Genomic DNA, 26,498 nt, shown 5'->3' with positions numbered 1-26,498 from the left:
GACCAAACGCGGTGGTCAGCCTGGTGGAACCAGTAATTACTTGGCCTTCTCGAGGATCTCCACCACGCGCCACCGCTTGGTGGCCGACAGCGGGCGGGTCTCCATGAGACGGACGCGGTCGCCGACGCCACACTCGTTGGCCTCGTCGTGCGCCTTGTAGTTCTTCGTGCGGCGGATCACCTTGTGGTACTTCGCGTGCTTGACGCGGTCCTCGACGGACACGACCACAGTCTTGTCCATCTTGTCGCTGACCACGAGACCCTCAAGGATCTTGCGGCTGCTCCGCTGCTCGGTCTGCTGCTCGGTCATTCGTTGTCCTCCGCGGCGTCCTCGACCGTGACGATGCCGAGCTCGCGCTCCCGCATCACGGTGTAGATGCGGGCGATCTCGCGCTTCACGGTGCGCAGCCGCCCGTGGCTCTCAAGCTGGCCGGTCGCGGCCTGGAAGCGGAGGTTGAACAGCTCCTCCTTGGCCTCCTTGAGCTTGGTGACCAGGACGTCCTCGGGCTCGGTCCGCAGGTCGTCGGCGGTAAGACCCTTGGCCATCAGGACTCACCCACCTCTCGCTTGACGATCTTGCACTTCATGGGGAGCTTGTGGATCGCGCGCGTGAGGGCCTCCCGAGCGATCTGCTCGTTCGGGTAGGAGATCTCGAACAGCACGCGGCCCGGCTTGACGTTGGCCACCCACCACTCGACCGAGCCCTTACCTGAACCCATGCGGGTCTCGGCGGGCTTCTTGGTCAGCGGACGGTCCGGGAAGATGTTGATCCAGACCTTGCCGCCGCGCTTGATGTGGCGGGTCATCGCGATACGCGCGGCCTCGATCTGCCGGTTGGTCACGTACGCGGCCTCGACGGCCTGGATGCCGTACTCGCCGAACGTCACCCTCGTGCCGCCCTTGGCCATGCCGCGGCGCTTCGGGTGGTGCTGCTTGCGGTGCTTGACCTTGCGAGGGATCAGCATCGGTTACTCAGCTCCCCTCACCCTGCGGAGCAGCCTCGGCGGTCGGCGCCGGCTGCTCGGAACCCTGCTGCTGCTTCTGCTCGCCGCCGCGGCCGCCGCGCTCGCCGCCACCGGCGCCGCCGCGTCCGCCACGGCCACCGCGGCCGCCGCCGCGACGGTCACCGCGCCGCTCGCGGCCGCCGCCACCGGCGGCGCGCTGCTGCGCGGCCTGCTGCTCGCGCTCGGCGCGCGTCTGCGCGGCCTCGCCCTTGTAGATCCACACCTTGACGCCGATGCGGCCGAACGTCGTCCGGGCCTCGTAGAACCCGTAGTCGATGTCGGCGCGCAGCGTGTGCAGCGGGACCTGGCCCTCGCGGTAGAACTCCGACCGCGACATCTCGGCGCCGCCGAGGCGGCCGCCGCACTGCACCTTGATGCCCTTGGCGCCCGACTTCATCGCGGACTGGATCGCCTTGCGCATGGCGCGGCGGAACGCGACGCGGCTGGACAGCTGCTCGGCCACGCCCTGCGCGACGAGCTGCGCGTCGATCTCGGGGTTCTTCACCTCGAGGATGTTCAGCCGGACCTGCTTGCCGGTCAGCTTCTCCAGGTCGCCGCGCAGCCGCTCGGCCTCCGCGCCGCGGCGGCCGATGACGATGCCCGGCCGGGCGGTGTGGATGTTGACCTCGACGCGGTCACGGGTCCGCTCGATCTCCACCTTGGAGATGCCGGCCCGGTCCATGCCCTTCTGCAGCATGCGCCGGATCTGGACGTCTTCCTTGACGTAGTCCTTGTAGAGCTTGTCGGCGAACCACACGGACTTGTGGTCGGTGGTGATGCCGAGCCGGAACCCGTGCGGGTTGATCTTCTGACCCACTACCGGGCCCTCCTCGTCTTCTTACCGCCACCGGACGCGGCCGACGCCTCGTCGCGTGACTCCACGACCACCGTGATGTGGCTCGTGCGCTTGTTGATGCGGTAAGCCCGGCCCTGGGCGCGGGGACGGAAACGCTTGAGCGTCGGCCCCTCGTCCACCCACGCACGGCTCACGACGAGCGTGTCCGAGTCGAGCTTGAAGTTGTGCTCGGCGTTGGCGATGGCACTCGCCAGCACCTTGCCCACCGGCTCACTCGCAGCCTGGGGGGCGAACCGCAGCACCGCCTGAGCCTCCGCGGCAGGCAGGCCGCGGATGAGGTCCACCACGCGGCGGGCCTTCCTGGGCGTGACGCGGATGAACCGCGCCTGGGCCCTGGCTTCCATCGCTGATCCCTCTCTCCTACGTGCGAACTGCTCTGCCTGCTAGCCGCGACGGCTGCGGCGGTCTTCCTTGACGTGGCTGCGGAACGTCCGCGTCGGCGCGAACTCGCCGAGCTTGTGTCCCACCATCGCGTCGGTGATGAACACCGGCACGTGCTTGCGGCCGTCGTGCACGGCGATCGTGTGACCGATCATGTCCGGCACGATCATGGAGCGCCGCGACCACGTCTTGATGACGTTCTTGGTGCCCTTCTCGTTCTGCGCGTCCACCTTCTTCATCAGGTGGTCGTCCACGAACGGGCCCTTCTTGAGGCTACGTGGCATGACGAGCGACTCCTACCGCTTCTTCTTGCTGCGACGACGGACGATCAGCCGGTCGCTCGACTTGTTCGCCTGGCGAGTGCGGCCTTCCTTCTTACCGGCCGGGTTCACCGGGTGCCGGCCACCGGAGGTCTTGCCCTCACCACCACCGTGCGGGTGGTCGATCGGGTTCATGGCCACGCCGCGGACGGTCGGGCGCTTGCCCTTCCACCGCATCCGGCCGGCCTTGCCCCAGTTGATGTTCGACTGCTCGGCGTTGCCGACCTCGCCGACCGTCGCGCGGCACCGCACGTCCACCATCCGCATCTCGCCGGAGGGCATGCGCAGCGTGGCGTACTTGCCCTCCTTGGCCAGCAGCTGGACGCCGGCGCCCGCGCTGCGGGCGATCTTGGCGCCGCCGCCGGGGCGGAGCTCGATGGCGTGGATGACCGTACCGGTCGGGATGTTGCGCAGCGGCAGGCAGTTGCCCGGCTTGATGTCCGCGCCCGGCCCGTTCTCCACCCGGTCGCCCTGCCGGAGACCGCGCGGGGCGAGGATGTAGCGCTTCTCGCCGTCCACGTAGTGCAGCAGCGCGATCCGCGCGGTGCGGTTCGGGTCGTACTCGATGTGCGCGACCTTGGCCGGCACGCCGTCCTTGTCGTGCCGGCGGAAGTCGATCACGCGGTAGGCGCGCTTGTGCCCGCCGCCCTGGTGCCGGGTCGTGATGCGGCCGTGGTTGTTGCGGCCGCCCTTCTTGGGGAGCGGACGCAGCAGCGACTTCTCCGGCTCGCGGCGGGTGACCTCGACGAAGTCGGCCACGCTGGAGCCGCGACGACCCGGAGTCGTCGGCTTGTAGTTACGGATGCCCATCTTTTTCGTTCATCCCTTAATCTGCTCCGGCGCCGGCCTAGGCCGGGCCGCCGAAGATGTCGATCCGCTCGCCCTCGGCCAGGCTGACGATGGCGCGCTTGGTGTCCTTGCGCTTGCCGTAGCCGAACCGGGTCCGCTTGCGCTTGCCCGGCCGGTTGAGCGTGTTCACGTTCGTCACCTTGACGCCGAACACCGACTCGACGGCCTGCTTGATCTGCGTCTTGTTGGCGTCCGGGCGGACGATGAAGGTGTACTTGTTCTCGTCCAGCAGCCCGTAGCTCTTCTCCGAGACGACCGGCGCGATGATGACGTCGCGGGGGTCGGCGATCTTGTTCATGTGCGACCCTCCTTACTTCTTCGCCGCGCGCGAGATGAACTCGTCGTACGCCGTCTTCGTGAAGACGACGTCGTCGTTCACCAGCACGTCGTAGGTGTTGAGCTGGTCGGAGACGATCACGTGCACGCTCGGCTCGTTGCGCAGGCTCTTCCAGGTCAGCTCGTCCTCGCGGTCCAGGACCAGCAGGACGCGCTTGGCCTCGGTGACCTCGCGCAGCGCGGCGAGCGCCGTCTTCGTCTTCGGGGTGTCGCCCTCGATGAGGTGGTCGACCACGTGCACCCGGCCGAACCGGGCGCGGTCGGACAGGGCGCCGCGCAGCGCGGCGGCCTTCATCTTCTTGGGCGTCTTCTGCGAGTAGTCCCGCGGCTGCGGGCCGTGCACGATGCCGCCGCCGGCGAACTGGGGCGCGCGGGTCGAGCCCTGGCGGGCGCGGCCGGTGCCCTTCTGCCGGTACGGCTTCTTGCCGCCGCCGCGGACGTCGCCGCGGGTCTTGGTGGCGTGCGTGCCCTGGCGCGCCGCGGCCAGCTGCGCCACCACGACCTGGTGGATCAGCGGCACGCTGGTCTTCGCGTCGAAGACCTCGGCGGGCAGGTCGATGTCGAGCTTGGTCGTCACTTGCCCGTCCCCTTCACTGCGTCGCGGACCAGCACCACGCCGCCGTTGGGACCGGGAACCGCGCCCTTGATGAGCAGCAGGTTCTTCTCCGCGTCGATGGCGTGGACGGTCAGGTTCTGCACGGTGGTGCGGGCGTTGCCGTGCCGTCCCGCCATGCGGAGGCCCTTGAAGACGCGACCGGGGGTCGCGCAGCCGCCGATCGACCCGGGCGAGCGGTGCTTGCGCTGGGTGCCGTGCGAAGCGCCGAGGCCCTTGAAGCCGTGGCGCTTCATGACACCGGCGGTGCCCTTGCCCTTGCTCGTACCGGTAACGTCGATCTTCTGGCCGGCCTCGAAGACGTCGGCGGTGATCTCCTGGCCGAGCTCGTACTCGGTGGTGTCGTCGGCCCGCAGTTCGACGAGGTAGCGGCGCGGCGTCACGCCGGCCTTCTCGAAGTGACCCGTGCGCGGCTTGTTCACCTTGCGCGGGTCGATCTGCCCGAACCCGATCTGGACGGCGGTGTAGCCGTCCTTCTCCTGGGTGCGGAGCTGGGTCACGACACACGGCCCGGCCTGGACGACGGTCACCGGAACGATCCGGCCCTCATCGTCGAAGACCTGGGTCATGCCGAGCTTCTCGCCCAGGACGCCCTTCCTCTGCGTACTCATCTCTCGGTGCGTCCCTTAGAGCTTGATCTCGATGTCAACGCCGGCCGGAAGGTCGAGCCGCATCAGCGAGTCGACCGTCTTGGGCGTCGGGTCGATGATGTCGATCAACCGCTTGTGCGTGCGCATCTCGAAGTGCTCGCGGCTGTCCTTGTACTTGTGCGGCGAGCGGATGACGCAGTACACGTTCTTCTCGGTCGGCAGCGGCACCGGGCCCGCGACCTTGGCGCCCGTCCGCGTCACCGTCTCAACGATCTTCTTCGCGGAGGTGTCGATGACCTCGTGGTCGTAGGCCTTGAGCCGGATGCGGATCTTCTGTCCCGCCATGGTGGCCTCGGTGTCCTTTGCTGTAGTGCCGCTGTTTACTTCAGTGGTCGTGGTGCGGCGGCCCAGTCGCCGTATCGGTCTGGGGGACGACCCCAGGCCCCCGGCAAGAGCCGGGTGCGGCTGGGCCGCCGCACTACGAGGGGTGTTACTTGATGACCTTGGTGACGCGACCGGAGCCGACCGTCCGGCCACCCTCGCGGATGGCGAACTTCAGGCCCTCCTCCATGGCGACGGGCTGGATCAGCTCGACGCGCATCTCGGTGTTGTCGCTCGGCATGACCATCTCGGTGCCCTCGGGCAGGTGCACCACGCCGGTCACGTCCGTGGTCCGGAAGTAGAACTGCGGGCGGTAGTTGTTGAAGAACGGCGTGTGCCGTCCGCCCTCGTCCTTGGACAGGATGTAGACCTGCGCCTCGAACTCGGTGTGCGGGGTCGTGGTGCCCGGCTTGATGACGCACTGGCCGCGCTCCACCTCCTCGCGCTTGACGCCGCGCAGGAGCAGGCCGACGTTGTCGCCCGCCTGGCCCTGGTCGAGGAGCTTGCGGAACATCTCGACACCGGTGACCGTGGTGGTGGTCTTCTCGTTCTTGATGCCGATGATGTCGACGGTCTCGTTGACGTTGACGACACCGCGCTCGACGCGGCCGGTCACGACGGTGCCGCGGCCGGTGATCGAGAAGACGTCCTCGATCGGCATCAGGAACGGCTTGTCGATGTCGCGGACCGGCTCCGGCACGTTCTCGTCGACGGCGTTCATAAGCTCGCCGATCGACTCGGCCCACTTCTCGTCGCCCTGCAGCGCCTGGAAGGCGGAGACGCGGATGACGGGGACGTCGTCGCCCGGGAACTCGTACTCGGTGAGCAGCTCGCGGACCTCGAGCTCGACGAGCTCCAGGATCTCCTCGTCGTCCACCATGTCGCACTTGTTCAGCGCGACGACGATGTAGGGGACGCCGACCTGGCGGGCCAGGAGCACGTGCTCCTTGGTCTGCGGCATCGGGCCGTCGGTCGCGGCGACCACCAGGATGGCGCCGTCCATCTGCGCCGCACCGGTGATCATGTTCTTGATGTAGTCCGCGTGACCGGGGCAGTCCACGTGCGCGTAGTGCCGGGCCTCGGTCTGGTACTCGACGTGCGCGATGGAGATGGTGATGCCGCGCTCGCGCTCCTCCGGCGCCTTGTCGATGTCCTCGAACGGCGTGAAGGGGTTGAGGTCCGGGTACTTGTCGTGGAGCACCTTGGTGATCGCCGCGGTAAGCGTCGTCTTACCGTGGTCGATGTGTCCAATGGTGCCGATGTTCACGTGCGGCTTCGTCCGCTCGAACTTGGCCTTCGCCACTGGTTGCTCCTTGTTGCGATCCTCGGCCGTCTAGACGACCGCTTCGATGTACGTCCTGGTGATCTGTGGGCAGGCCCGGTGCTCTACTCGCCCCGCGCCTTGGCGATGATCTCCTGCGCGACGTTCGACGGAACCTCGGCGTAGGAGTCGAACTGCATGGTGAAGACAGCCCGGCCCTGGGTCTTGCTGCGCAGATCACCCACGTAGCCGAACATCTCGGACAGGGGCACGAGCGCCTTGATGACGCGCATGCCGTGCCGCTCGTCCATGGACTGGACCTGACCGCGGCGGGAGTTGAGGTCGCCGATCACGTCGCCCATGTTGTCCTCGGGCGTCGTGACCTCGACGGACATCATCGGCTCCAGCAGCGTGGGGGACGCCTTTCGGGCGGCCTCCTTGAACGCCATGGAACCGGCGACCTTGAACGCCATCTCCGAGGAGTCGACCTCGTGGTAGGCGCCGTCCTGCAGGGTGACCTTGACGCCCACCATCGGGTAGCCGGCGAGGACACCGAACTCGGCGGCCTCCTGGCAGCCCGCGTCCACCGACGGGATGTACTCCCGGGGGATGCGGCCACCGGTGACCTTGTTCTCGAACTCGTAGCCGTCGGACCCGCCGCCCAGCGGCTCCAGGTCGATGATCACGCGGCCGAACTGGCCGGAGCCACCCGTCTGCTTCTTGTGGGTGTACTCGACCTTCTCGACCTTGCGGCTGATCGTCTCGCGGTAGGCGACCTGCGGCTTGCCGACGTTGGCGTCGACCTTGAACTCCCGCTTCATCCGGTCGACGAGGATCTCCAGGTGGAGCTCGCCCATGCCCGAGATGACGGTCTGGCCGGTGTCCTCGTCCGTGCGGACCTGGAAGGACGGGTCCTCCTCGGCCAGCCGCTGGATCGCGGTGCCCAGCTTCTGCTGGTCGGCCTTGGTCTTCGGCTCGATCGCGACGTGGATGACCGGCGCCGGGAAGTTCATCGACTCCAGGACGATCGGGTCCTTGTCGTCGCACAGCGTCTCGCCGGTGGTGGTCTGCTTGAGGCCCATCACCGCCACGATGTCGCCGGCGCCGGCGCGCTCGATCTCGGTGCGCTTGTTGGCGTGCATCCGGTAGATCTTGCCGATGCGCTCCTTGCGCTCCTTGACGGAGTTCATGACGTTCGAGCCGGACTCCATCACGCCGGAGTAGACGCGCACGAACGTGAGCTTGCCCAGGTGCGGGTCGCTCGCGATCTTGAACGCCAGCGCGGAGAACGGCTCGTCCTCGCTCGGCCGGCGGGTGAGCACCTTCTCCTCGTCCCGGACGGCGTGGCCCTCGATGGCCTCGACGTCCAGCGGGGAGGGCAGGTAGCGGACGATCGCGTCCAGCAGCGGCTGCACGCCCTTGTTCTTGAAGGCGGTGCCGCAGGTCACCGGGGTGAGCTTCGCGGCGATCGTCGCGCGGCGGATGCCGTCGTGGAGCTGCTGGATGGTGGGCTCGTCGCCCTCCAGGTACAGCTCCATGATCTCGTCGTCGTTCTCCGCGAGGGTCTCGACCAGCCGGTCGTGCCACTCCCGCGCGGTCTCCAGGTGCGTGTCGGGGATGTCGACCGTGTCGTACATCTCGCCGAGCTTGGCCTCCTCGTTCCACAGGAGGGCCTTCATGCGCACGAGGTCGATGACGCCCTTGAAGTCGGCCTCGGCGCCGATCGGCAGCTGGAGCACGAGCGGCGTGGCGTTGAGGCGGTTCTCGATCATGTCGACGCAGCGGTGGAACTCCGCGCCGACCCGGTCGAGCTTGTTGACGAAGCACATGCGCGGCACGCCGTACCGGTCGGCCTGGCGCCACACGGTCTCGGACTGGGGCTCCACGCCGGCGACACCGTCGAACACCGCGACCGCGCCGTCGAGCACCCGCAGGTTGCGCTCCACCTCGATGGTGAAGTCGACGTGCCCCGGGGTGTCGATGATGTTGATGGTGTGCTTGACCTCGTCGACGGGCCATTCGCAGGTGGTGGCCGCGGAGGTGATGGTGATCCCCCGCTCCTGCTCCTGCTCCATCCAGTCCATGGTGGCGGCACCGTCATGGACTTCGCCGATCTTGTAGCTCATCCCCGTGTAGTACAGGATGCGCTCGGTCGTCGTGGTCTTGCCCGCGTCGATATGGGCCATGATCCCGATGTTGCGGACCTTGGCCAGGTCTACACCGGTTTTGGTAGCCACTGCCGTCCTCGCGTGTCTCGTCGTTGCGGTTCCGCCGGGGTTACCAGCGGTAGTGGGCGAAGGCCTTGTTGGACTCCGCCATCTTGTGCGTGTCCTCGCGCTTCTTGACAGACGCGCCGAGGCCGTTGCTGGCGTCGAGCAGCTCGTTCATGAGCCGCTCGGTCATGGTCTTCTCGCGGCGTTGCCGGGCGTAGAGCACCAGCCAGCGCAGGGCGAGGGTGGTGCTGCGGGCCGGCCGCACCTCCACCGGGACCTGGTAGGTCGCGCCGCCGACGCGGCGGCTGCGCACCTCCAGGGTGGGCTTGACGTTGTCGAGCGCGCGCTTCAGCGTGACGACCGGGTCGTTGCCGGTCTTCTCGCGGGCGCCCTCGAGGGCGTCGTACACGATGCTCTGGGCGATCGAGCGCTTGCCGTCCAGGAGAACCTTGTTGATGAGCGCGGTGACCAGCGGCGAGTTGTACACCGGGTCAGCGATCAGCTGGCGCTTGCCAGCGGGGCCCTTGCGCGGCATCTCAGCTCTTCTCCTTCTTCGCGCCGTAGTGGCTGCGCCCTTGCTTGCGGTTCCGGACACCCTGGGTGTCGAGCGACCCGCGGATGATCTTGTACCGAACGCCGGGGAGGTCCTTCACACGCCCGCCGCGCACGAGCACGATCGAGTGCTCCTGCAGGTTGTGCCCGACGCCGGGGATGTAGGCCGTGACCTCGATCCCGCTGGTCAGCCGGACCCGGGCGACCTTGCGAAGCGCGGAGTTCGGCTTCTTGGGCGTCGTCGTGTAGACGCGCGTGCAGACGCCCCGGCGCTGGGGGCTGCCCTTGAGCGCGGGCGTCTTGTTCTTGGTCACCTTGTCCTGGCGGCCCTTTCGGACCAGCTGCTGGATCGTGGGCACCGCGTCTCCGTCTTCCTCGTACCGAGCCGGTAAGTCTTATTGCTGCAATCACCACCTCAGGCGAGGCTGTGACCTGCCGGTTTCCCGACCTCTCCGACCCACGCGGTCGGGCGTGTCGCCGCCTCACGGAAGTACAACCGCGAAAAACCGACACAGACCGCCCGGCCCATGAAAGGGCCGAATCAAGCCGGGGAGTAGATGCGGCGCTGGAGCTGGCCGACCGGCCTCACCGGGGCGCACGCATAGCGGCCCGCATACAGCGGGCACAAGTGAAGAGGTTACCGACCCCCGGGCCAAAGTGCAAAGCGGCACGCGCACTACCGCGTGCGACCCCACCGGCGCAAGCCCTCGGGACGGTGGGGAGCCGTCTCCCCTTGATGGTGAACGGCGAAATGCCGACGGATGTTCCCACCCGGAGGCTCCGCTCCGAGGGGTCGACCCGTCGGCATTGTGTCCCACATCCCCGCTGTTAGGGAAGATGTGGCGCGCCTTTTACGTCATTCCCCGTCTCGTGGCCCTAGAGGACGTACGCGACCACCAGCACCACGATGATCACCAGAGCGGCGGCGCCTCCGACGATGAGCCAGAGCATGTTCTTGTTGCTGCCCTTGCTCTCTCCGCCCCCGTACGTGGACGGCTGACCGTACTGGCCCTGCTGCCCGTACTGACCGGGCTGACCCGGCTGACCGAAGCCCTGCTGCTGGCCGAACTGCTGCTGGCCGAAGCCCTGCTGGCCTTGCTGGCCCTGTTGCCCCGGCTGGCCGTAGTCCTGCTGCTGACCGTACGGCTGCTGCCCGAACTGCTGTTGCTGCTGCTCGCCCTGCTGGCCGCCGAACTGCTGGCCGTACCCCTGCTGCTGCTCGGGCTGGCCGAAGCCCTGCTGCTGCCCGAACTGCTGCTGCGGCTGCTGTTGCGGCTGCTGCTGGCCCCACTGCTGCTGGCCGATGTCGAGCCTGGTGTGCTCGGCCATCCCGCCCTGCTCGCCCTGCTGCTGCCCGAACTGCTGTCCCTGCGAGGCGGAGGACGGGTCGAACGCCTCGGTCGGGCGCGCGTCCTCGACGTTGCTCTCACCGGGCGGGCGGTACAGGTCCTCCACCGAGGGGGCGGGCGGCTGGGAGCCCGCGCCGTACCCCGACTCGGGCGGCGGCACCATCATCGTCCGCTCCGTGTCGGCCTGCCCCTGGCCGGGCTGCCCGGGCGCGCCCTGCTGGGCGCCGCCGGGCTGGGACGACTCCGGCGACCACGGCTCGGGCGTGGACGGCGGGGTCGGCGCCTGCCAGGGCTCGGAGGGGGCCTCGTGCTTGCGCTCGGGCCCCGTGGCGACCGGGATGTCGGTGCCGGGCGACCAGTGCAGCGTCGCCTGGTCGTCCACCACGGGGCGCTGCGGCTGCTCGGGCTCGGGCGCGCCGGCGGCCGGCCCGGGGACGATCATCGTCCGGTCCGCCCCGGACTCCTGCGGCTGCTCAGGCTGCTGCGGCGGCGCCTGCTCGCCGAACGGCGGCTGCCCGTACTGAGGCTGCTGCTCCTGGGGCGCGCCGTGCACCGGCTGCTGCGGGTATCCCCCGGGCTGCTGCGGTGGCTGCTGCTGGCCGAACGGCGGCGGCTCGGGCTGCCCGTACTGGGGCTGCTCGTACTGGGGCTGGCCGAACTGCGGCGGTTCGTACTGCGGCTGCGGCTCACCCGGCGGGGCGTACTGCTGCGGCTGCTGCGGCTGCTGCGGCGGCGGGAACCCGCCCGGACCGGGAGGAGCGCCGTAGGGCTGCTGGCCGGCGGGCGGCTGCCCGTACTGCGGCTGCTCCTGCGGGCCGCCGTAGGGCTGCTGGGGCGGAGGCGGAGGCTGCTCGCCGAACTGCTGCATCGGCTGCTCGACCATCGTGGGGGGCGGCGGAGGCGGCGCGGGCCGCTCCTCCGGGCGGGACTGCTCCGGCGGCGGAGCCTGGCCGCCCAGCTGCGGAGCCCCGAACACCACCGTGCGGTCTCCCAGCGGACGGGCGGGGGGCTCCTGCCCCTCGGGCGTGGCCTGCCCCTCGTCCTCCGGCAACGGCCGCTGCGGTCCCTGCGTGCCGTCGTTCTCGGTCATCGTCGGGCTCCTTCAGCGCCGTGGTCCCGGGGCTCCTCAGCTCCCGGAAGTCCGGTGGCGCGCGGCGCATAACGCGGCCTCCGAACCTTGTCACCCATGTCCCCACGTGGCGTGCCGCCATGCGTGGGCGTTCTCGTCCCCAGCCTGCCCCGATCGCCGGTGGTATCGCAAATCACCACCCCTGATAGACGCCGCACGCCTCCGGACCGTTCCGGCCCGGAGGCGTGCGAGATGGCGAGACGTCAGGAATGCCCGATGACGCCGTGCGGCCGGTACGGGGCCTCCATCCGGGCGACCTCCTTCTCGTCCAGCCGGAGGTCCGCCGCGGCGATCGCGTCGTCGATGTGCGAGAGTTTCGTCGCTCCCACGATCGGCGCGGTCACCACCGGCTTCGTCAGCAGCCACGCGAGCGCGACCTGAGCCGCCGGGACGCCCCGTTCGGCGGCCACCTCGCGGACGGCGTCCACGACGTCGAAGTCGGAGTCGACGTACAGGCCGTCGCCGTAGGCGTCGTTCCGGGACCGGACGGTCTTGCGCTCCCCGCCCCTCTCCCTGTTACCGGCGAGCAGCCCCCGGGCGAGCGGGCTCCAGGGGATCAGGCCCACGCCCTGGTCCTCGCAGAGCGGGTTCATCTCCCGCTCCTCTTCCCTGTAGACCAGGTTGTAGTGGTTCTGCATGGTGACGAACTTCGTCCACCCGTGCGTCTCGGCGACGTGCTGCGCCTTGGCGAACTGCCACGCGTACATGCTCGACGCGCCGATGTAGCGGGCCTTGCCCGACTTCACGACGTCGTGCAGGGCCTCCATGGTCTCTTCTATAGGCGTCCCGTAGTCCCACCTGTGGATCTGGAAGAGGTCCACGTAGTCGGTGCCGAGCCGCCTGAGAGATGCGTCGATGCCCGCCATGATGTGCTTGCGCGACAGGCCCTTGTCGTTCGGGCCTTCTCCCATGGGGAGACACACCTTGGTGGCAAGGACGTAGTCCTCCCGCTGCGGGAACAGCCTCGCGAGCAGCCGTCCGGTGATCTCCTCGCTGGCGCCCTGCGAGTAGACGTCGGCGGTGTCGAAGAACGTCACTCCGCCTTCGACGGCCCGCCGGACGATCGGCTCCGCCGCGTCCTCCTCCAGCGCCCACGGCCGGAGCGCGGGGTCGCCGTAGCTCATCATCCCGAGGCAGATCCGCGAGACCCTCGTGCCCGTCCTCCCGAGCCGTACCTGCTCCATGACCCTCTCCTCTCAACACTCACCACGATGCAACGCGGCACCGCCGATCACTCATCCTCCCTGCTCGTCCAGGCCGCAGGGGGCGCGGGCGGCGGACCGCGGCGGGGAGGAATCGACATGCCGTATCGTCCGGCGATCCGTAGGTTGGAGGAATGGCGAACCGAAGGAGCCGACCGGGCCGCGCCTACGAACCGAAGCCGCTCGACGCGACCGACCTGCGGATCCTCACCGAGCTGCAGCGCGACGGGCGCGTGTCCCTCGCCGAGCTGGGGCGCCGCGTCGCGCTGTCCGCGCCCGCCGTCGCCGAGCGCGTGCAGCGGCTCGAAGAGACCGGCGTCATCACCGGCTACCACGCGACCGTCGACCCGGTCGCGCTGGGCTTCCCGATCACGATCCTCGTGCGGGTCAGTCCGAGCCCCCGCGAGCTGAGCCGCGTCCCGAAGATCGCCGAGGAGATCCCGCAGATCACCGAGTGCCACCGGATCACCGGCGACGACTGCTTCTTCTTCATCGCCCACCTGCGCGCGGTCGACGAGCTGGAGCCGATCCTGGACCGCTTCACCCCGTTCGCCCGGACGACGACCTCGATCCTCCAGTCGGCCCCCGTCCCGCCCCGCCCTCTCCCCCTGGTCTGATCCGCGGGCGCAACCGGTTCGAGGCCTTCGGGCCAGAGGAAGGTGTCAGCACCCTCTAGCACGGAGACCGCACTCGATGATGAGACCTCCATGGGCGCGGTGAGCCGCGCCGGCGACGACCTGGACGATTCGAGGATCGTCGCGGCGTCGCTGGACGACCCCGAAGCCTTCGGCGAGCTGTTCCGCCGCCACGCGCCCCGGCTGCACGCCTACGCCAAGCGGCGCCTCGGGGAAGGCGAAGGACATGCCCGACCGGTTCCACCGTCCCGGCGAGCTGGCCGCCTACCAGGCGTTCGAGGTCACGGAGTGGACGGACGCGCCCCCGCGCTGACCTCCGTCCGCAGGCGAGGGGCCCGTTCCGGGTGGAACGGGCCCCTCGTTCAGTGCGCGGGTCTCACGCGAAGGCGCGGCACTCCACGGTGGCACGGCGCTCGGTCATGCCCTGCTGGACGGCGGCGGTGACGCACGCGCGCTGCTTCTCGGTCAGCTGGGGCTCGCCGCACTGGCTGACGCTGGAGTAGGTGCGGCAGTCCTGCCGCGTGTCCGGCGCCTGGGACGGCTGGGCGGCGGACGCGGTCCCCACGCCCCCGATCCCGACGGCAGCGGCGATCAGTGCCCCGGTCATGACCTTCTTCATCTACTCTCCCCCGTCGCGTGCATCAGCGCGTACATCAGGCAACGACGGGCTTCCTCCCCGGGCCACCACGCGGCAAAACCGGACAAAAGGTCAAGAAACAGACGCCGTTCAGGGTCAAGCGCTCGCTACGTCAGCGTGCGAACTCGGCGCGGACGCCCAGCAGCCGCACCCGCCGCCGTCCGGTGAACAGGTCGAGCGCGGCGAGGGCGGCCCGCTCGATCGCGTCCGGGTCGCTCGTGGGCGCCTCCAGCGTCCGGCCGTGGGTGGCGGTGATGAACGGCGCGTACCGGACCTTGACGATGACGCGGGCGACGTCCCTCCCGTCGCGGGCCACGTCGCCGGCGACCCACCGCGCCAGGCGGACGATCTCGCGGCGCACGTCGTCCCAGCCGTCCAGATCCTGCTGGAAGGTGGTCTCCCGGCCGGCGGAGCGCGGGACGTACGGCGCGTCGCTCACCGGCGAGTTGTCCCGCCCCTGCGCGAGGAGCACCAGCCACGGGCCGATCGTGGGACCCATCTCCGCGGCGAGGACGCGCGGGTCGGCCGCCGCGAGCTGACCCACCGTGGCGATGCCGAGGCCCTTCAGCCGCTTGGCGGTCTTGGCGCCGACGCCCCACAGCGCGTCCGTCGGCCGGTCGCCGAGCACGTCGAACCACGTCTCGTCGGTGAGCCGGAAGATCCCGGCGGGTTTGCCGAAGCCGGTCGCCAGCTTCGCCTGGAGCTTGTTCCGCCCGATGCCGACCGTGCAGTCGAGGCCCGTCTCCGCACGGACCCGCGCCTGGAGCTCCCGGGCCACCGCTTCCGGATCCTCACCGTCGACGGCGAGGAACGCCTCGTCCCAGCCGAGCACCTCGACCACGACGCCGAGGCTCCGCAGCGCCGCCATGACCCGGTCCGAGACGGCCTCGTAGGCGTGCCGGTCCACCGGCAGGAAGACGGCATCCGGGCAGCGCCGCGCCGCCGTGCGCAGCGGCAGTCCCGAGTGCACGCCGTAGGCGCGGGCCTCGTAGGAGGCCGTGCTGACCACGCCGCGCTTCGACGGATCGCCGTCCCCGCCGACGACGACCGGCCGCCCGCGCAGTTCCGGACGGCGCAGCACCTCGACGGCGGCGACGAACTGGTCCAGGTCAGCGTGCAGGACCCACCGAGCCACACCCTCATTGTCCCCCGGACCTGCGCGGACGCACCGATCAGGAATCGAGAAGCGCAGGCCGGCGGGCCGCGTCTAGTTTGGACGCCATCAGGACAGGACCGTCCGCGCACGACGCATCGGGAGCCACCATGACCACTTCCCCCGGCCAGGGGACCGAGACCGTCCCGCAGCCCGCGACGGTGGCTCCCCGGACCCGCGGGCAGCGCCGCCGCGACACCGAGCACCGGCTCGCCCACGACGCCGACCTCTGGGTGGCCACCGCCTCGGCGGACGGCGTCCCGTACCTGGTGCCGCTGTCCTTCGAGTGGGACGGTGAGACGCTGCTGCTCGCCACGCCCGCGCAGTCCCCGACCGGCCGGAACCTCGCGGCCCGCCGGATCGTTCGGCTGGGGCTGGGCCACACCCGCGACGTGACCATGATCGAGGGCGAGGTCGAGGTGCTGGAGATCGGCGCGCTGCCCCGCGGGCGGGCCGGCCGCTTCGCGGCGCGCACCGGATTCGACCCGCGCGACGAGGCCACGCCGTACCGGTGGTTCCGCGTCACCCCGCGCCGCGTCCAGGCGTGGCGCGAGGCGGACGAGCTGCCGGGCCGCGAGCTGATGCGCGACGGCCGCCGGCTGGACTGACCGCACGTACTCTCGGACCCGGCCCGATCGGACCGGGCGACGCTGGGGGAGGCCGCGCAGGCGGCCCCGCCGAACGGATGGAGACAGGATGAGCATGGGCACGAGGACGGACACGGAGCCGGCCGCGCGGCACGCCGCCGACACCCACGATCTGATCCGCGTGCACGGGGCGCGCGAGAACAACCTCAAGAACGTCGACGTCGAGCTGCCCAAGCGGCGGCTGACGGTGTTCACCGGCGTCTCCGGCTCGGGCAAGAGCTCCCTGGTGTTCGCCACGATCGCCGCCGAGTCGCAGCGGATGATCAACGAGACCTACAGCGCGTTCCTGCAGGGGTTCATGCCCACGCTGTCGCGGCCCGAGGTCGACTTCCTGGACGGGCTGACCACCGCGATCATCGTCGACCAGGAGCGGATGGGCGCCAACCCCCGCTCCACCGTCGGCACCGCGACCGACGCCAACGCGATGCTGCGCATCCTGTTCAGCCGGCTCGGGGAGCCGCACATCGGCTCGCCCAACGCGTTCTCGTTCAACGTCCCGTCGGTGAAGGCCAGCGGAGCGATCACGGTCGAGCGGGGCGGCAAGACCAAGGCCGAGAAGGCGACCTTCAACCGCCTGGGCGGCATGTGCCCGCGCTGCGAGGGCATGGGCTCGGTCACCGACTTCGACCTGTCCGCGCTGTACGACGAGTCCAAGTCGCTCAACGAGGGCGCGCTGACGATCCCGGGCTACACCATGGACGGCTGGTACGGCCGCATCTACCGCGGCTGCGGCTTCTTCGACCCGGACAAGCCGATCAGCAAGTACACCAAGAGGGAGCTGCACGACCTGCTCCACAAGGAGCCGACCAAGATCAAGATCGAGGGCATCAACCTGACCTACGAGGGGCTGATCCCCAAGATCCAGAAGTCGATGCTGTCCAAGGACGTCGACGCGCTCCAGCCGCACATCCGGGCGTTCGTGGAGCGGGCGGTCACCTTCACGACCTGCCCCGACTGCGACGGCACCCGGCTCGGGCCGGAGGCCCGGTCCTCCAAGATCAGGGGCAGGAACATCGCCGACGTCTGCGCGATGCAGATCAGCGACCTGGCCGGCTGGATCCGCGAACTGGACGAGCCGTCGGTGGCCCCGCTGCTCGCCGGGTTGCAGCACCTCCTCGACTCCTTCGACGAGATCGGGCTGGGCTACCTCTCCCTCGACCGGCCGGCGGGCACCCTGTCCGGCGGCGAGGCGCAGCGCACCAAGATGATCCGCCACCTCGGGTCGTCGCTGACCGACGTCACCTACGTCTTCGACGAGCCCACGATCGGCCTGCACCCGCACGACATCCAGCGGATGAACAACCTGCTGCTGCGGCTGCGGGACAAGGGCAACACCGTGCTGGTCGTGGAGCACAAGCCCGAGACCATCGCGATCGCCGACCACGTCGTCGACCTCGGCCCCGGCGCCGGCTCGGAGGGCGGCACCGTCTGCTTCGAGGGCACCGTGGACGGGCTGCGCGCCAGCGGCACCATCACCGGCCGGCACCTCGACGACCGGGCCGCCCTCAAGGAAACGGTGCGCTCCTCCACGGGCGCGCTGGAGATCCGGGGCGCCTCGACGCACAACCTCAAGGACGTGGACGTCGACATCCCGCTCGGGGTGCTCTGCGTGGTCACCGGCGTGGCCGGCTCCGGCAAGAGCTCGCTGATCCACGGCTCGGTCGCCGGGCGGGACGGCGTGGTGGTGGTCGACCAGAGCGCGATCCGCGGGTCGCGGCGCAGCAACCCGGCGACCTACACCGGCCTGCTCGACCCGATCCGCAAGGCGTTCGCGAAGGCCAACGGCGTGAAGCCGGCGCTGTTCAGCGCCAACTCCGAGGGCGCCTGCCCCGCCTGCAACGGCGCGGGGGTCATCTACACCGACCTCGGCGTCATGGCCACCGTCGAGTCCACCTGCGAGGAGTGCGAGGGCCGGCGGTTCCAGGCGTCGGTGCTGGAGTACACGCTGGGCGACCGGAACATCGCCGACGTGCTCGCGATGTCGGTGGCCGAGGCCGAGCGCTTCTTCCAGGAGGGCGAGGGGCGCACGCCGGCCGCCCACAAGATCCTCGACCGGCTCGCCGACGTCGGGCTCGGCTACCTGCACCTCGGCCAGCCGCTCACGACGCTGTCGGGCGGCGAGCGGCAGCGGCTCAAGCTCGCCACCCGGATGGCGGAGAAGGGCGGCGTCTACATCCTCGACGAGCCGACGACCGGCCTCCACCTCGCCGATGTCGAGCAGCTGCTCGGCCTGCTCGACCGGCTCGTCGACTCCGGCAAGTCGGTGATCGTCATCGAGCACCACCAGGCGGTCATGGCGCACGCCGACTGGATCATCGACCTCGGCCCCGGCGCCGGGCACGACGGCGGCCGGATCGTCTTCGAGGGCACCCCGGCCGACCTCGTCGCCGCCCGCTCCACCCTCACCGGCGAGCACCTCGCCGCCTACGTCGGCGCCTGACCCGGCGCGCCCGGCTCGTCCACCCGCCCGGGAGTGGACGAGCCGGACGCCGACCAGCGACAATGCGGGCGTGCCTTCCGAACCGGCCGTGTCTCCCGAGCGCCTGCGCGACCTGGCGCTGCTCCGGCGCGTCCGGGACCGCATCGACCGCGAGTACGCCCAGCCGCTGGACGTCGAGGCCCTCGCCCGCGGCGTGCACATGTCGGCCGGGCACCTCAGCCGCCGGTTTCGCCAGGCGTACGGCGAGTCGCCCTACTCGTACCTGATGACCCGCCGCATCGAGCGCGCGATGGCGCTGCTGCGCCGCGGCGACCTCAGCGTCACCGAGGTCTGCTTCACCGTCGGCTGCTCGTCCCTCGGCACCTTCAGCACCCGCTTCACCGAACTGGTCGGCATGCCCCCGAGCATCTACCGCGACAAGGCGGCGGACGCGACGGTGGGCATCCCCTCCTGCGTCGCCAAGAAGGTCACCCGACCGGTCAGGAACAGGCCTCCGTCAGCCGGGTGACGAAGGCCCGACCGATCCCGCCGCTACGTTCATGCCGGAGGGCGCCCGTGCCGGATCCGCTGATCGTCGACCGCGTCCTCGGCGACCGTCCCTTCGCCGAGATCGGTTTCCTTCGGTCGCGGCCGTCGGGCGCATCGCGGCGGCTCGTCATCGCCGGCGGCGCGGTCGGCCCGCCCGGGTAGCAGCCCGGCACCCTGGCCAGCGGGCGGAGCACCCATCGCATCGGGGTCTACGGCCTGGACGGCCTGCGCTGCCGCCACCTGCACCCTGTACTGACCCGGCCACCGGATACGGTCCCTGCATGCGGACTCTCCACCCGGCGTACCGCGTAGCGGACCTTCCGGCCTCTCTCGACTTCTACACCGCGCTCGGCTACCAGCTCGTCGGCCGCGTCGACGTCGGCGGAGGCACCCACCTGGCCATGCTCAAGTTCCCCGACGACGAGGTGGTGACGCTGGAGCTCGTCCACCGCCCGTCCGACGGCCCGGTGAACGTCGGCACCGGCTACAGGATCGAGCTGGTCCAGTGGCCTCCCGGCCACCCCTACGGGCTCACCGCCGCCGACTTCGCCTAGTGCGGCGTCGCTCACGGCCGGTGGCCGGGCGGTTCCGGGAGGGAGGTCAGCGTGCGGGGACGGGGAAGAGCCATTCCAGTGCGGGCAGGGACTTGTCGAGGTACTTGCCGTGGCCCGGCTGGAGCCCGTAGGCCATGTCCTCCAGCACGCCGCATCTGGCGTGGAAGCCGGCGCGCGCCCCGATCTTTTTGGCGTCGTGGCCCGTTCCGTAGGCACGCAGAGCCAGGTCGAGGGCGGCGGGGCCGAGATCGCGGTAGAGCAGGCCGAAGTCGCGGGCCGGGTCGGTGATCGCGGCATCGCTCCAGTCGATGACCCCGGTCACCGTCCAGGCGGCCGGATCGACGAGGACGTGTTCGATGCCCAGGTCACTGTGAGAGAACGCCAGAGCACGCGGGCCGGACGGTGGCGGCGCGTCCAGGAACGCCTCCACGGCGCGGCGGTGCGCCATGGGGACGGCTTCACGGACGGCCGGGTAGGTCTCCGCGGCCTCCTCCAGCCATGCCGCCGGCGGTTCGTCGTCGGTCTCGACCAGGCCGTCCAGGCGGGCGATCGGGACGGCGTTCAGCACGCTGAGGAACTCCCCGAGCGCGGCGGCGACCGGACCTCCGCGAGTCGACCGCTCCGCCGGGGCGACGTCGATCAGCGGGACGCCCGGCAGCTCGCGGTAGGCGAGGCAGCCCTCCTCCGGAACCGTGAACCTCGGCTCGGGCACCGGCAGGGGTGACAGCTCCGCGACGGCGGAGAGAAGGCGGGCCTCGCGGCCCACCCGCGCGGCCCGGCTCGCGGGATCGGGCTCCGTCCCGAATCGGACGATCAGCTCGCCGTCGACCTCGAAGGCGATGTTGTCCTCGCCCTCGCCGAGCAGCACCACGGTCTCGACGCCGTGACCCGGCAGGTGCGCGGCCACCAGTTCTCGCACGCGTCCCGCACGGTCCTTCTCGGCTTCGCGCATCGTCCACTCCACCTCGGCCGGCTCGACCCGGACGTTGCGGTACTGCGGCATGCCGGTGCCGGCCGGGATGAGCCTACCGATGATGGCGTTCTCCTTGAGACCCAGCACCGGTTCGCCGAGGTGGACGAGGTGACGGCCTCCGAAGTTCTCGCGGACCTGGAGGCCGTCACCACGCCTTGGGGCTCAGGAAGCGGGAACGTGCGGCTTCCGGTCGGTCCAGCCGACTTCCAGGTACACCGTGGTCGCCGACTTGACCTGCGCCTTGCCGGGCGATGGCGTGTCCGGCCGGCCGGTCGCGCCGGACCGGTCGGCCGTCCGCGTCGACAGGACGAGGGAGGTGCGCGGATCGATGACCAGGCGAGTGCGCGGCGGTGCGTCCCTTTTGGCCGCGATCGTGACCCCGACCCCGGCCCGGCCGTGCGGATCGGTCGCCTTCCCCGTGACCTTGACGTTCGGCATGCCCGCCAGAGCCCGGTAGGCCGCCGCGCGGGTCCTGGGGGTCGCGGGAACGTCGATCAGCAGCGAGGACAGGCACCGGGCGGTGAAGCCCTGCTCGGCGCCCGGGGGCACCGGGCCGTCGTCGTTGCTCCGCATGGCCTTCACGATCGCGGCCTTCAGCGTCGCCGGGTCACCGGGAAGCGCCTGTACCTGCGCGAAGGACATCGCCTTGTCGCAGATGGTGAACGTGAACGGCCCCCGCGCCTTGAGCAGGTCGGACTCGCCGGCGTCCGGGCCTGCCAGAGCGCGGTACCCGACGAAGCTCTGCCCCTTCCGGGTCGACCAGTTCTCCATGATCCGTCGCCTGGTCGTGTTTCCGACCGTCAAGGTGGTGTCCTGCTTGACGTGCCAGTAGGTGCCCGCCGTGGGAGCGAGTTCGGCCTGGTGGGCGGCGCTGAGCAGGATCTGCCGCCCGGAGTCGGCGGGTGGGCCGGAGGACGGTGACGAGCCGATACCGATCCCCGCGACGGCGACGGCCGCCGCCGCGGCGGTGACGGCCGTCAGCCCCATCCCGGCCAGCGCCGGCCGGGACAGCCGCAGGAACATCCGGCGGCGGGGCCGGGCCTCTTCCATCAGCCGCCTGCGGGCGTCCGAGACGACCTGGGGCTCCGGCGAGGGCTGCGCGTCATGGTGGGCTCGCAGGAGGTCCATCTCATTCATGCGTCGCCATCTCCTGTTCGAGTACTCGGCGAAGGTGGGTGCGGGCGCGGTTCAGACGCGAGCCCACCGTCCCCATCGGAATGTCCAGCGCGATCGCGACCTCGTTGTAGGGCAGTTGCGCGTAGGCGACCAGCAGCAGCACGTCCCGGTCGCCCTCGGACAGCCCGGCCAGCCCGGCGGCGAGCTGCGGCTGCATGCGCTCGGCGCTGACGCGATCGACGACCCGGTCGGCGTGGCCGCCGTCGGCGCCGGCGTCCGTGGACTGCTTCCGCGCCCGGTAGTAGCGGGCCTCGTCCCGCCGGTGCTGCCGGATCAGGTTGGTGGCGATCCCGAACAGCCAGGCACGGGCCAGGGGCAGGGAGGTGTCGTAGCGGTCTCGCCGCCTGAAGGCGACCAGGAACGTGTCGGACGCGATGTCGTCGGCGGCGGGTCCGACACGGGAGGCGACGTACCGGTGGATGTGCCGGAAGTAGCGATCGAAGATCGGCGCGAACGACTCGGGGTCATCCCGGGATCGTTCGATCAGTTCGGCGTCGCTCGGTTCCTCGGCCATCTCAGGAATGACCACGAAGGAGCAGGTGAGGGGCGTACATGTGCGTCCTTTCGTAGAAGCAGGGACGCTCATGATTGGCCGCATCCCGCGAACGTCTTCACGCCCCCGGCAAGCGGAAGGCCGCCGCCCGCATGATGCGGACGGCGGCCTTTGCGTGAAACCTCGGCGGCTTACCGGTTGTACTGGCCGAAGTCGTACTCCTCCAGCGGGACGGCCTCGCCGGAGCCCTGCCCGAAGGCGTACTCGGCGCCGTCGTCGTAGGAACCGACGGAGTAGACCGCCGCCTTCGCCTCCTCGGTCGGCTCGACCCGGACGTTGCGGTACTGCGGCATGCCGGTACCGGCCGGGATGAGCTTACCGATGATGACGTTCTCCTTGAGGCCGAGCAGCGGGTCGCTCTTGGCGTGCATCGCGGCCTCGGTGAGCACCCGGGTCGTCTCCTGGAAGGACGCCGCCGACAGCCACGACTCGGTCGCGAGCGAGGCCTTGGTGATGCCCATCAGGACGGGGCGGCCGGCGGCGGGGACCCCGCCCTCGGCCACGACGTTCCGGTTCGTCTCCTCGAAGATCGGACGCTCGACCAGGTCGCCCGGCAGCAGGTCGGTGTCGCCCGACTCGAGGATGTTCACCCGCTTCAGCATCTGGCGGACGATGATCTCGATGTGCTTGTCGTGGATCGACACGCCCTGCGACCGGTAGACCTCCTGGACCTCCTGGACCAGGTGGAGCTGCACGGCGCGGGGCCCGAGGATGCGCAGCACCTCGTGCGGGTTGATCGCACCCGCGATGAGCTGCTGGCCGACGCCCACGGACTCGCCCTCCTTGACCAGGAGGCGGGACCGCATCGGCACCGGGTAGGCGATCTCGTCGGAGCCGTCGTCCGGGACGATGACGACCTTGCGGGCCTTCTCCGTCTCGTCGATCTTGACGCGGCCGGCGACCTCGCTGATCGGGGCCACACCCTTCGGGATGCGGGCCTCGAACAGCTCCTGCACACGCGGCAGACCGTGCGTGATGTCGCCGCCGGCCACACCGCCGGTGTGGAAGGTGCGCATCGTCAGCTGCGTGCCGGGCTCGCCGATGGACTGCGCGGCGATGATGCCGACGGCCTCGCCGACGTCCACCCGCTTGCCGGTGGCCAGCGAGCGGCCGTAGCAGGCGGCGCAGACACCGATCTTGGCCTCGCAGACCAGGGCGCTGCGGGTGCGGACCTTCTCCACGCCCGCCTCGACCAGGCGGGACACGACCGAGTCGGACAGGTCGGTGTCGGCCGGGAAGATGACCGTCCCGTCCACGACGACGTCCTCGGCGATCGTGCGGCCGACCAGGCTGGTCTCGGTGGTGGCCAGCTTGACCAGCGTGCCGTCGGGCAGCCGGTCGGCGACCTCGAACGGGATCGTGCGGTCGGTGCCGCAGTCCTCCTCACGGACGATGACGTCCTGCGCGACGTCCACCAGGCGCCGGGTCAGGTACCCCGAGTCGGCGGTGCGCAGCGCGGTGTCGGCCAGGCCCTTGCGGGCGCCGTGCGTCGAGATGAAGTACTCGACGACCGACAGGCCCTCGCGGAACGACGACTTGATCGGACGCGGGATGGTCTCACCCTTGGGGTTGGAGACCAGGCCGCGCATACCGGCGATCTGGCGGAGCTGCAGCGGGTTGCCGCGGGCGCCCGACTGGATCATCATCCAGATCGGGTTGGCCTTCGGGAACGCCTTCTCCATGTCCACCGCGACGTCCGCGGTGGCCTTGTTCCAGATCTCGATGAGCTCCTGCTTGCGCTCGTCGTCGGTGATCAGGCCGCGGTTGAACTCCCGCTGCACCTTCTCCGCGCGCTGCTCGTAGCCGCCCAGGATCTCCTGCTTGTTCGGCGGCGTGATGACGTCGTCGATCGCGATCGTGACACCGGACCTGGTCGCCCAGTGGAACCCGGTGCTCTTGAGCGCGTCCAGGGCGTTGGCGACGGCGACCTTCGGGTACGTCTCCGCCAGCTCGTTCACGATCGCCGAGAGCTGCTTCTTGCCGATCTCGTCGTCCACGAACGGGTAGTCGTCCGGCAGCGTCTCGTTGAACATCGCGCGGCCGAGCGTGGTCTCCAGCCGGTACGGCCGGCCGGGCTCGTAGCCCTCGGGCGCCTTCCAGCCGCGGGGCGGCGGGATGTCCTTGAGCCGGATCTGGATCTTGGCCTGCAGGTCCAGCTCGTGCCGGTCGTAGGCCATGATCGCCTCGGCGACCGACCCGAACGAGCGGCCCTCGCCCTTCGCGCCGTCCTTCTGCGTCGTCAGCCAGTACAGGCCGATGACCATGTCCTGGGTGGGCATGGTGACGGGCTTGCCGTCCGACGGCTTCAGGATGTTGTTGGTCGACAGCATCAGGATCCGCGCCTCGGCCTGCGCCTCGGCGGACAGCGGCAGGTGCACCGCCATCTGGTCGCCGTCGAAGTCCGCGTTGAACGCGGTGCAGACGAGCGGGTGGATCTGGATGGCCTTGCCCTCGACCAGCTGCGGCTCGAACGCCTGGATGCCGAGGCGGTGCAGGGTCGGCGCCCGGTTCAGCAGCACCGGGTGCTCGGTGATGACCTCTTCCAGCACGTCCCACACGACCGGGCGGGCCCGCTCGACCATCCGCTTGGCGGACTTGATGTTCTGCGCGTGGTTGAGGTCGACCAGCCGCTTCATGACGAACGGCTTGAACAGCTCCAGCGCCATCTGCTTGGGCAGGCCGCACTGGTGCAGCTTGAGCTGCGGGCCGACGACGATGACCGAACGGCCGGAGTAGTCGACGCGCTTGCCCAGCAGGTTCTGCCGGAACCGGCCCTGCTTGCCCTTGAGCATGTCGGACAGCGACTTCAGCGGACGGTTGCCGGGCCCGGTGACCGGGCGGCCGCGGCGGCCGTTGTCGAACAGCGCGTCGACGGCCTCCTGCAGCATCCGCTTCTCGTTGTTGACGATGATCTCGGGCGCGCCCAGGTCGAGCAAGCGCTTGAGCCGGTTGTTGCGGTTGATGACCCGGCGGTACAGGTCGTTCAGGTCGGACGTGGCGAACCGGCCGCCGTCCAGCTGGACCATGGGACGCAGGTCCGGCGGGATGACCGGGATGCAGTCCAGCACCATGCCGAGCGGGCTGTTGCGGGTGTTGAGGAACGCCGAGACGACCTTCAGCCGCTTCAGGGCGCGGGCCTTCTTCTGGCCCTTGCCGGTGCGGATGATGTCGCGCAGCTTCTCGGCCTCGGCGTCGAGGTCGAAGTTCTGCAGCCGCGCCTGGATGGCCGCGGCGCCCATGCCGCCCTCGAAGTACTTGCCGAACCGGTCGCGCATCTCGCGGTAGAGCAGCTCGTCGCCCTCCAGGTCCTGGACCTTGAGGTTCTTGAACCGGCTCCACACCTCGTCGAGGCGGTCGAGCTCGCGCTGCGCGCGGTCGCGCAGCTGCTTCATCTCCCGCTCGGCGCCGTCGCGCACCTTGCGCTTCTGGTCGGCCTTCGCGCCGGCCTCCTCCAGCTCCGCGAGGTCGCCCTCCAGCTTCTGCTGGCGGGCCTCGACCTGCGCGTCGCGGGCCTGCTCGATCTGCTGGCGCTCCACCGAGATGTGCGCCTCCAGCGTGGGCAGGTCGCGGTCGCGCCGCTCCGCGTCCACGCTGGTGATCATGTAGGCCGCGAAGTAGATGATCTTTTCCAGATCCTTCGGGGCCAGGTCCAGCAGGTAGCCGAGGCGCGACGGCACGCCCTTGAAGTACCAGATGTGCGTGACCGGCGCGGCCAGCTCGATGTGGCCCATCCGCTCGCGGCGCACCTTGGCACGGGTCACCTCGACGCCGCAGCGCTCACAGATGATGCCCTTGAAGCGGACGCGCTTGTACTTGCCGCAGTAGCACTCCCAGTCCCGGGTCGGACCGAAGATCTTCTCGCAGAAGAGCCCGTCCTTCTCCGGCTTGAGGGTCCGGTAGTTGATCGTCTCCGGCTTCTTCACCTCGCCGTGCGACCACTGGCGGATGTCGTCGGCGGTCGCCAGACCGATGCGAAGCTCGTCGAAGAAGTTGACGTCAAGCAACTGTTTTCCCCTTGAGTTCTCAGACCTCGTCGACGCTCATCGCGCCCTCGTTAGGACGGCGGGACAGGTCGATGCCGAGCTCCTCCGCGGCGCGGAAGACGTCCTCGTCGGTGTCGCGCATCTCGATGGACATGCCGTCGCTGGAGAGCACCTCGACGTTGAG

At 69.9% G+C, this 26,498-nt stretch carries 29 protein-coding genes; 6 read left to right on the top strand and 23 right to left on the bottom strand.

Annotated elements, in window-relative coordinates; genetic code table 11:
* Window positions 1–36 precede the first annotated feature (36 nt).
* The 17 genes from rpsQ to ABGB11_RS23300 form a co-directional block, all read right to left on the bottom strand.
* A complete protein-coding gene (rpsQ, locus tag ABGB11_RS23380; RefSeq protein ID WP_021596729.1) occupies window positions 37–309 on the bottom strand; it encodes a 30S ribosomal protein S17 in 273 nt (90 codons plus the stop codon).
* Window positions 306–545 (bottom strand): 50S ribosomal protein L29, encoded by a 240-nt coding sequence (gene rpmC / locus ABGB11_RS23375; protein ID WP_021596730.1) that lies wholly within the window; start codon window positions 543–545, stop codon window positions 306–308. Before rpmC ends, rpsQ begins: the two co-directional genes overlap by 4 nt.
* Window positions 545–964, bottom strand: a complete 420-nt coding sequence (gene rplP, locus ABGB11_RS23370; protein ID WP_021596731.1) for a 50S ribosomal protein L16 — start codon at window positions 962–964, stop codon at window positions 545–547. The genes rpmC and rplP overlap by 1 nt, the downstream gene beginning before the upstream one ends.
* A gap of 7 nt (window positions 965–971) precedes the next feature.
* Window positions 972–1,820 (bottom strand): 30S ribosomal protein S3, encoded by an 849-nt coding sequence (gene rpsC / locus ABGB11_RS23365; protein ID WP_024934182.1) that lies wholly within the window; start codon window positions 1,818–1,820, stop codon window positions 972–974.
* The gene (gene rplV, locus ABGB11_RS23360; RefSeq protein ID WP_075023906.1) at window positions 1,820–2,203 is read right to left on the bottom strand and encodes a 50S ribosomal protein L22; all 384 of its coding nucleotides are present in this window, start codon (window positions 2,201–2,203) and stop codon (window positions 1,820–1,822) included. Before rplV ends, rpsC begins: the two co-directional genes overlap by 1 nt.
* Window positions 2,204–2,242: 39 nt before the next feature.
* Window positions 2,243–2,524 carry a 30S ribosomal protein S19 gene (rpsS, locus tag ABGB11_RS23355; RefSeq protein WP_067889244.1) on the bottom strand — a complete coding sequence of 94 codons (282 nt, stop codon included), beginning with the start codon at window positions 2,522–2,524 and terminating at the stop codon, window positions 2,243–2,245.
* Between the two features lie 12 nt (window positions 2,525–2,536).
* Window positions 2,537–3,370, bottom strand: coding sequence for a 50S ribosomal protein L2 (gene rplB, locus ABGB11_RS23350; protein WP_024934183.1), 834 nt, complete (start codon window positions 3,368–3,370; stop codon window positions 2,537–2,539).
* A 37-nt stretch (window positions 3,371–3,407) separates the two neighbouring features.
* Entirely contained in the window at window positions 3,408–3,707 is a 300-nt protein-coding gene (rplW, locus tag ABGB11_RS23345; protein ID WP_250359995.1) for a 50S ribosomal protein L23, read from the bottom strand.
* Between the two features lie 12 nt (window positions 3,708–3,719).
* Complete coding sequence (gene rplD, locus ABGB11_RS23340; protein WP_347636028.1) at window positions 3,720–4,322, bottom strand: 50S ribosomal protein L4; 603 nt, start codon at window positions 4,320–4,322, stop codon at window positions 3,720–3,722.
* Complete coding sequence (rplC, locus tag ABGB11_RS23335) at window positions 4,319–4,969, bottom strand: 50S ribosomal protein L3 (RefSeq protein WP_347636027.1); 651 nt, start codon at window positions 4,967–4,969, stop codon at window positions 4,319–4,321. The genes rplD and rplC overlap by 4 nt, the downstream gene beginning before the upstream one ends.
* A 15-nt stretch (window positions 4,970–4,984) precedes the next feature.
* A complete protein-coding gene (gene rpsJ, locus ABGB11_RS23330; protein ID WP_018657599.1) occupies window positions 4,985–5,293 on the bottom strand; it encodes a 30S ribosomal protein S10 in 309 nt (102 codons plus the stop codon).
* A gap of 145 nt (window positions 5,294–5,438) precedes the next feature.
* Window positions 5,439–6,632: an elongation factor Tu gene (gene tuf / locus ABGB11_RS23325; protein ID WP_347636025.1), complete on the bottom strand. Its 1,194-nt coding sequence runs from the start codon at window positions 6,630–6,632 to the stop codon at window positions 5,439–5,441.
* 83 nt (window positions 6,633–6,715) lie between these two features.
* Window positions 6,716–8,827 carry an elongation factor G gene (gene fusA / locus ABGB11_RS23320; RefSeq protein ID WP_347636024.1) on the bottom strand — a complete coding sequence of 704 codons (2,112 nt, stop codon included), beginning with the start codon at window positions 8,825–8,827 and terminating at the stop codon, window positions 6,716–6,718.
* 40 nt (window positions 8,828–8,867) lie between these two features.
* Entirely contained in the window at window positions 8,868–9,338 is a 471-nt protein-coding gene (gene rpsG / locus ABGB11_RS23315) for a 30S ribosomal protein S7 (protein WP_067806994.1), read from the bottom strand.
* A 1-nt stretch (window position 9,339) separates the two neighbouring features.
* Complete coding sequence (gene rpsL / locus ABGB11_RS23310; RefSeq protein ID WP_021597495.1) at window positions 9,340–9,714, bottom strand: 30S ribosomal protein S12; 375 nt, start codon at window positions 9,712–9,714, stop codon at window positions 9,340–9,342.
* A 517-nt stretch (window positions 9,715–10,231) separates the two neighbouring features.
* Window positions 10,232–11,794 (bottom strand): hypothetical protein, encoded by a 1,563-nt coding sequence (locus ABGB11_RS23305; protein ID WP_347636022.1) that lies wholly within the window; start codon window positions 11,792–11,794, stop codon window positions 10,232–10,234.
* A 242-nt stretch (window positions 11,795–12,036) separates the two neighbouring features.
* Entirely contained in the window at window positions 12,037–13,017 is a 981-nt protein-coding gene (locus tag ABGB11_RS23300) for an aldo/keto reductase (RefSeq protein WP_347636020.1), read from the bottom strand.
* A gap of 152 nt (window positions 13,018–13,169) precedes the next feature.
* Between ABGB11_RS23300 and ABGB11_RS23295 the strand changes: the two genes are divergently transcribed.
* Window positions 13,170–13,652, top strand: coding sequence for an Lrp/AsnC family transcriptional regulator (locus tag ABGB11_RS23295; RefSeq protein ID WP_347636019.1), 483 nt, complete (start codon window positions 13,170–13,172; stop codon window positions 13,650–13,652).
* 394 nt (window positions 13,653–14,046) lie between these two features.
* Here ABGB11_RS23295 and ABGB11_RS23290 read toward each other — a convergent pair whose 3' ends face one another.
* Window positions 14,047–14,289, bottom strand: coding sequence for a hypothetical protein (locus ABGB11_RS23290; protein ID WP_347636018.1), 243 nt, complete (start codon window positions 14,287–14,289; stop codon window positions 14,047–14,049).
* 130 nt (window positions 14,290–14,419) lie between these two features.
* Window positions 14,420–15,442, bottom strand: coding sequence for a DNA polymerase IV (locus ABGB11_RS23285; protein ID WP_347636016.1), 1,023 nt, complete (start codon window positions 15,440–15,442; stop codon window positions 14,420–14,422).
* A gap of 128 nt (window positions 15,443–15,570) precedes the next feature.
* Here ABGB11_RS23285 and ABGB11_RS23280 point away from each other — a divergent pair, with 128 nt between their 5' ends.
* From ABGB11_RS23280 to ABGB11_RS23260, 5 genes are all read left to right on the top strand, one after another.
* Entirely contained in the window at window positions 15,571–16,068 is a 498-nt protein-coding gene (locus ABGB11_RS23280) for a pyridoxamine 5'-phosphate oxidase family protein (RefSeq protein WP_347636015.1), read from the top strand.
* A 94-nt stretch (window positions 16,069–16,162) separates the two neighbouring features.
* Window positions 16,163–18,547, top strand: a complete 2,385-nt coding sequence (locus tag ABGB11_RS23275) for an excinuclease ABC subunit UvrA (RefSeq protein ID WP_347636013.1) — start codon at window positions 16,163–16,165, stop codon at window positions 18,545–18,547.
* A gap of 70 nt (window positions 18,548–18,617) precedes the next feature.
* On the top strand, window positions 18,618–19,055 hold the full coding sequence (locus tag ABGB11_RS23270) for a helix-turn-helix transcriptional regulator (RefSeq protein WP_347636012.1): 438 nt from the start codon (window positions 18,618–18,620) through the stop codon (window positions 19,053–19,055).
* A 47-nt stretch (window positions 19,056–19,102) separates the two neighbouring features.
* Complete coding sequence (locus ABGB11_RS23265; RefSeq protein WP_347636011.1) at window positions 19,103–19,237, top strand: hypothetical protein; 135 nt, start codon at window positions 19,103–19,105, stop codon at window positions 19,235–19,237.
* 119 nt (window positions 19,238–19,356) lie between these two features.
* Complete coding sequence (locus ABGB11_RS23260) at window positions 19,357–19,629, top strand: VOC family protein (protein WP_347636009.1); 273 nt, start codon at window positions 19,357–19,359, stop codon at window positions 19,627–19,629.
* 46 nt (window positions 19,630–19,675) lie between these two features.
* Here the strand turns inward: ABGB11_RS23260 and ABGB11_RS23255 are convergent, their stop codons facing one another.
* The 4 genes from ABGB11_RS23255 to ABGB11_RS23240 form a co-directional block, all read right to left on the bottom strand.
* The gene (locus ABGB11_RS23255) at window positions 19,676–20,689 is read right to left on the bottom strand and encodes a phosphotransferase (RefSeq protein WP_347636008.1); all 1,014 of its coding nucleotides are present in this window, start codon (window positions 20,687–20,689) and stop codon (window positions 19,676–19,678) included.
* 75 nt (window positions 20,690–20,764) lie between these two features.
* Window positions 20,765–21,739, bottom strand: coding sequence for a CU044_5270 family protein (locus ABGB11_RS23250; RefSeq protein ID WP_347636006.1), 975 nt, complete (start codon window positions 21,737–21,739; stop codon window positions 20,765–20,767).
* Window positions 21,732–22,292, bottom strand: coding sequence for an RNA polymerase sigma factor (locus ABGB11_RS23245; protein ID WP_347636005.1), 561 nt, complete (start codon window positions 22,290–22,292; stop codon window positions 21,732–21,734). Before ABGB11_RS23245 ends, ABGB11_RS23250 begins: the two co-directional genes overlap by 8 nt.
* A 170-nt stretch (window positions 22,293–22,462) precedes the next feature.
* Window positions 22,463–26,335, bottom strand: coding sequence for a DNA-directed RNA polymerase subunit beta' (locus ABGB11_RS23240; protein WP_347636003.1), 3,873 nt, complete (start codon window positions 26,333–26,335; stop codon window positions 22,463–22,465).
* Between the last annotated feature and the right edge of the window lie 163 nt (window positions 26,336–26,498).

The sequence above is a fragment of the Actinomadura sp. B10D3 genome, from assembly GCF_039871695.1.
Taxonomy (GTDB): domain Bacteria; phylum Actinomycetota; class Actinomycetes; order Streptosporangiales; family Streptosporangiaceae; genus Spirillospora; species Spirillospora madurae.
Note: the sequence above shows the minus strand (reverse complement) of the source record. Positions and strands in the feature narration are given on the sequence as shown.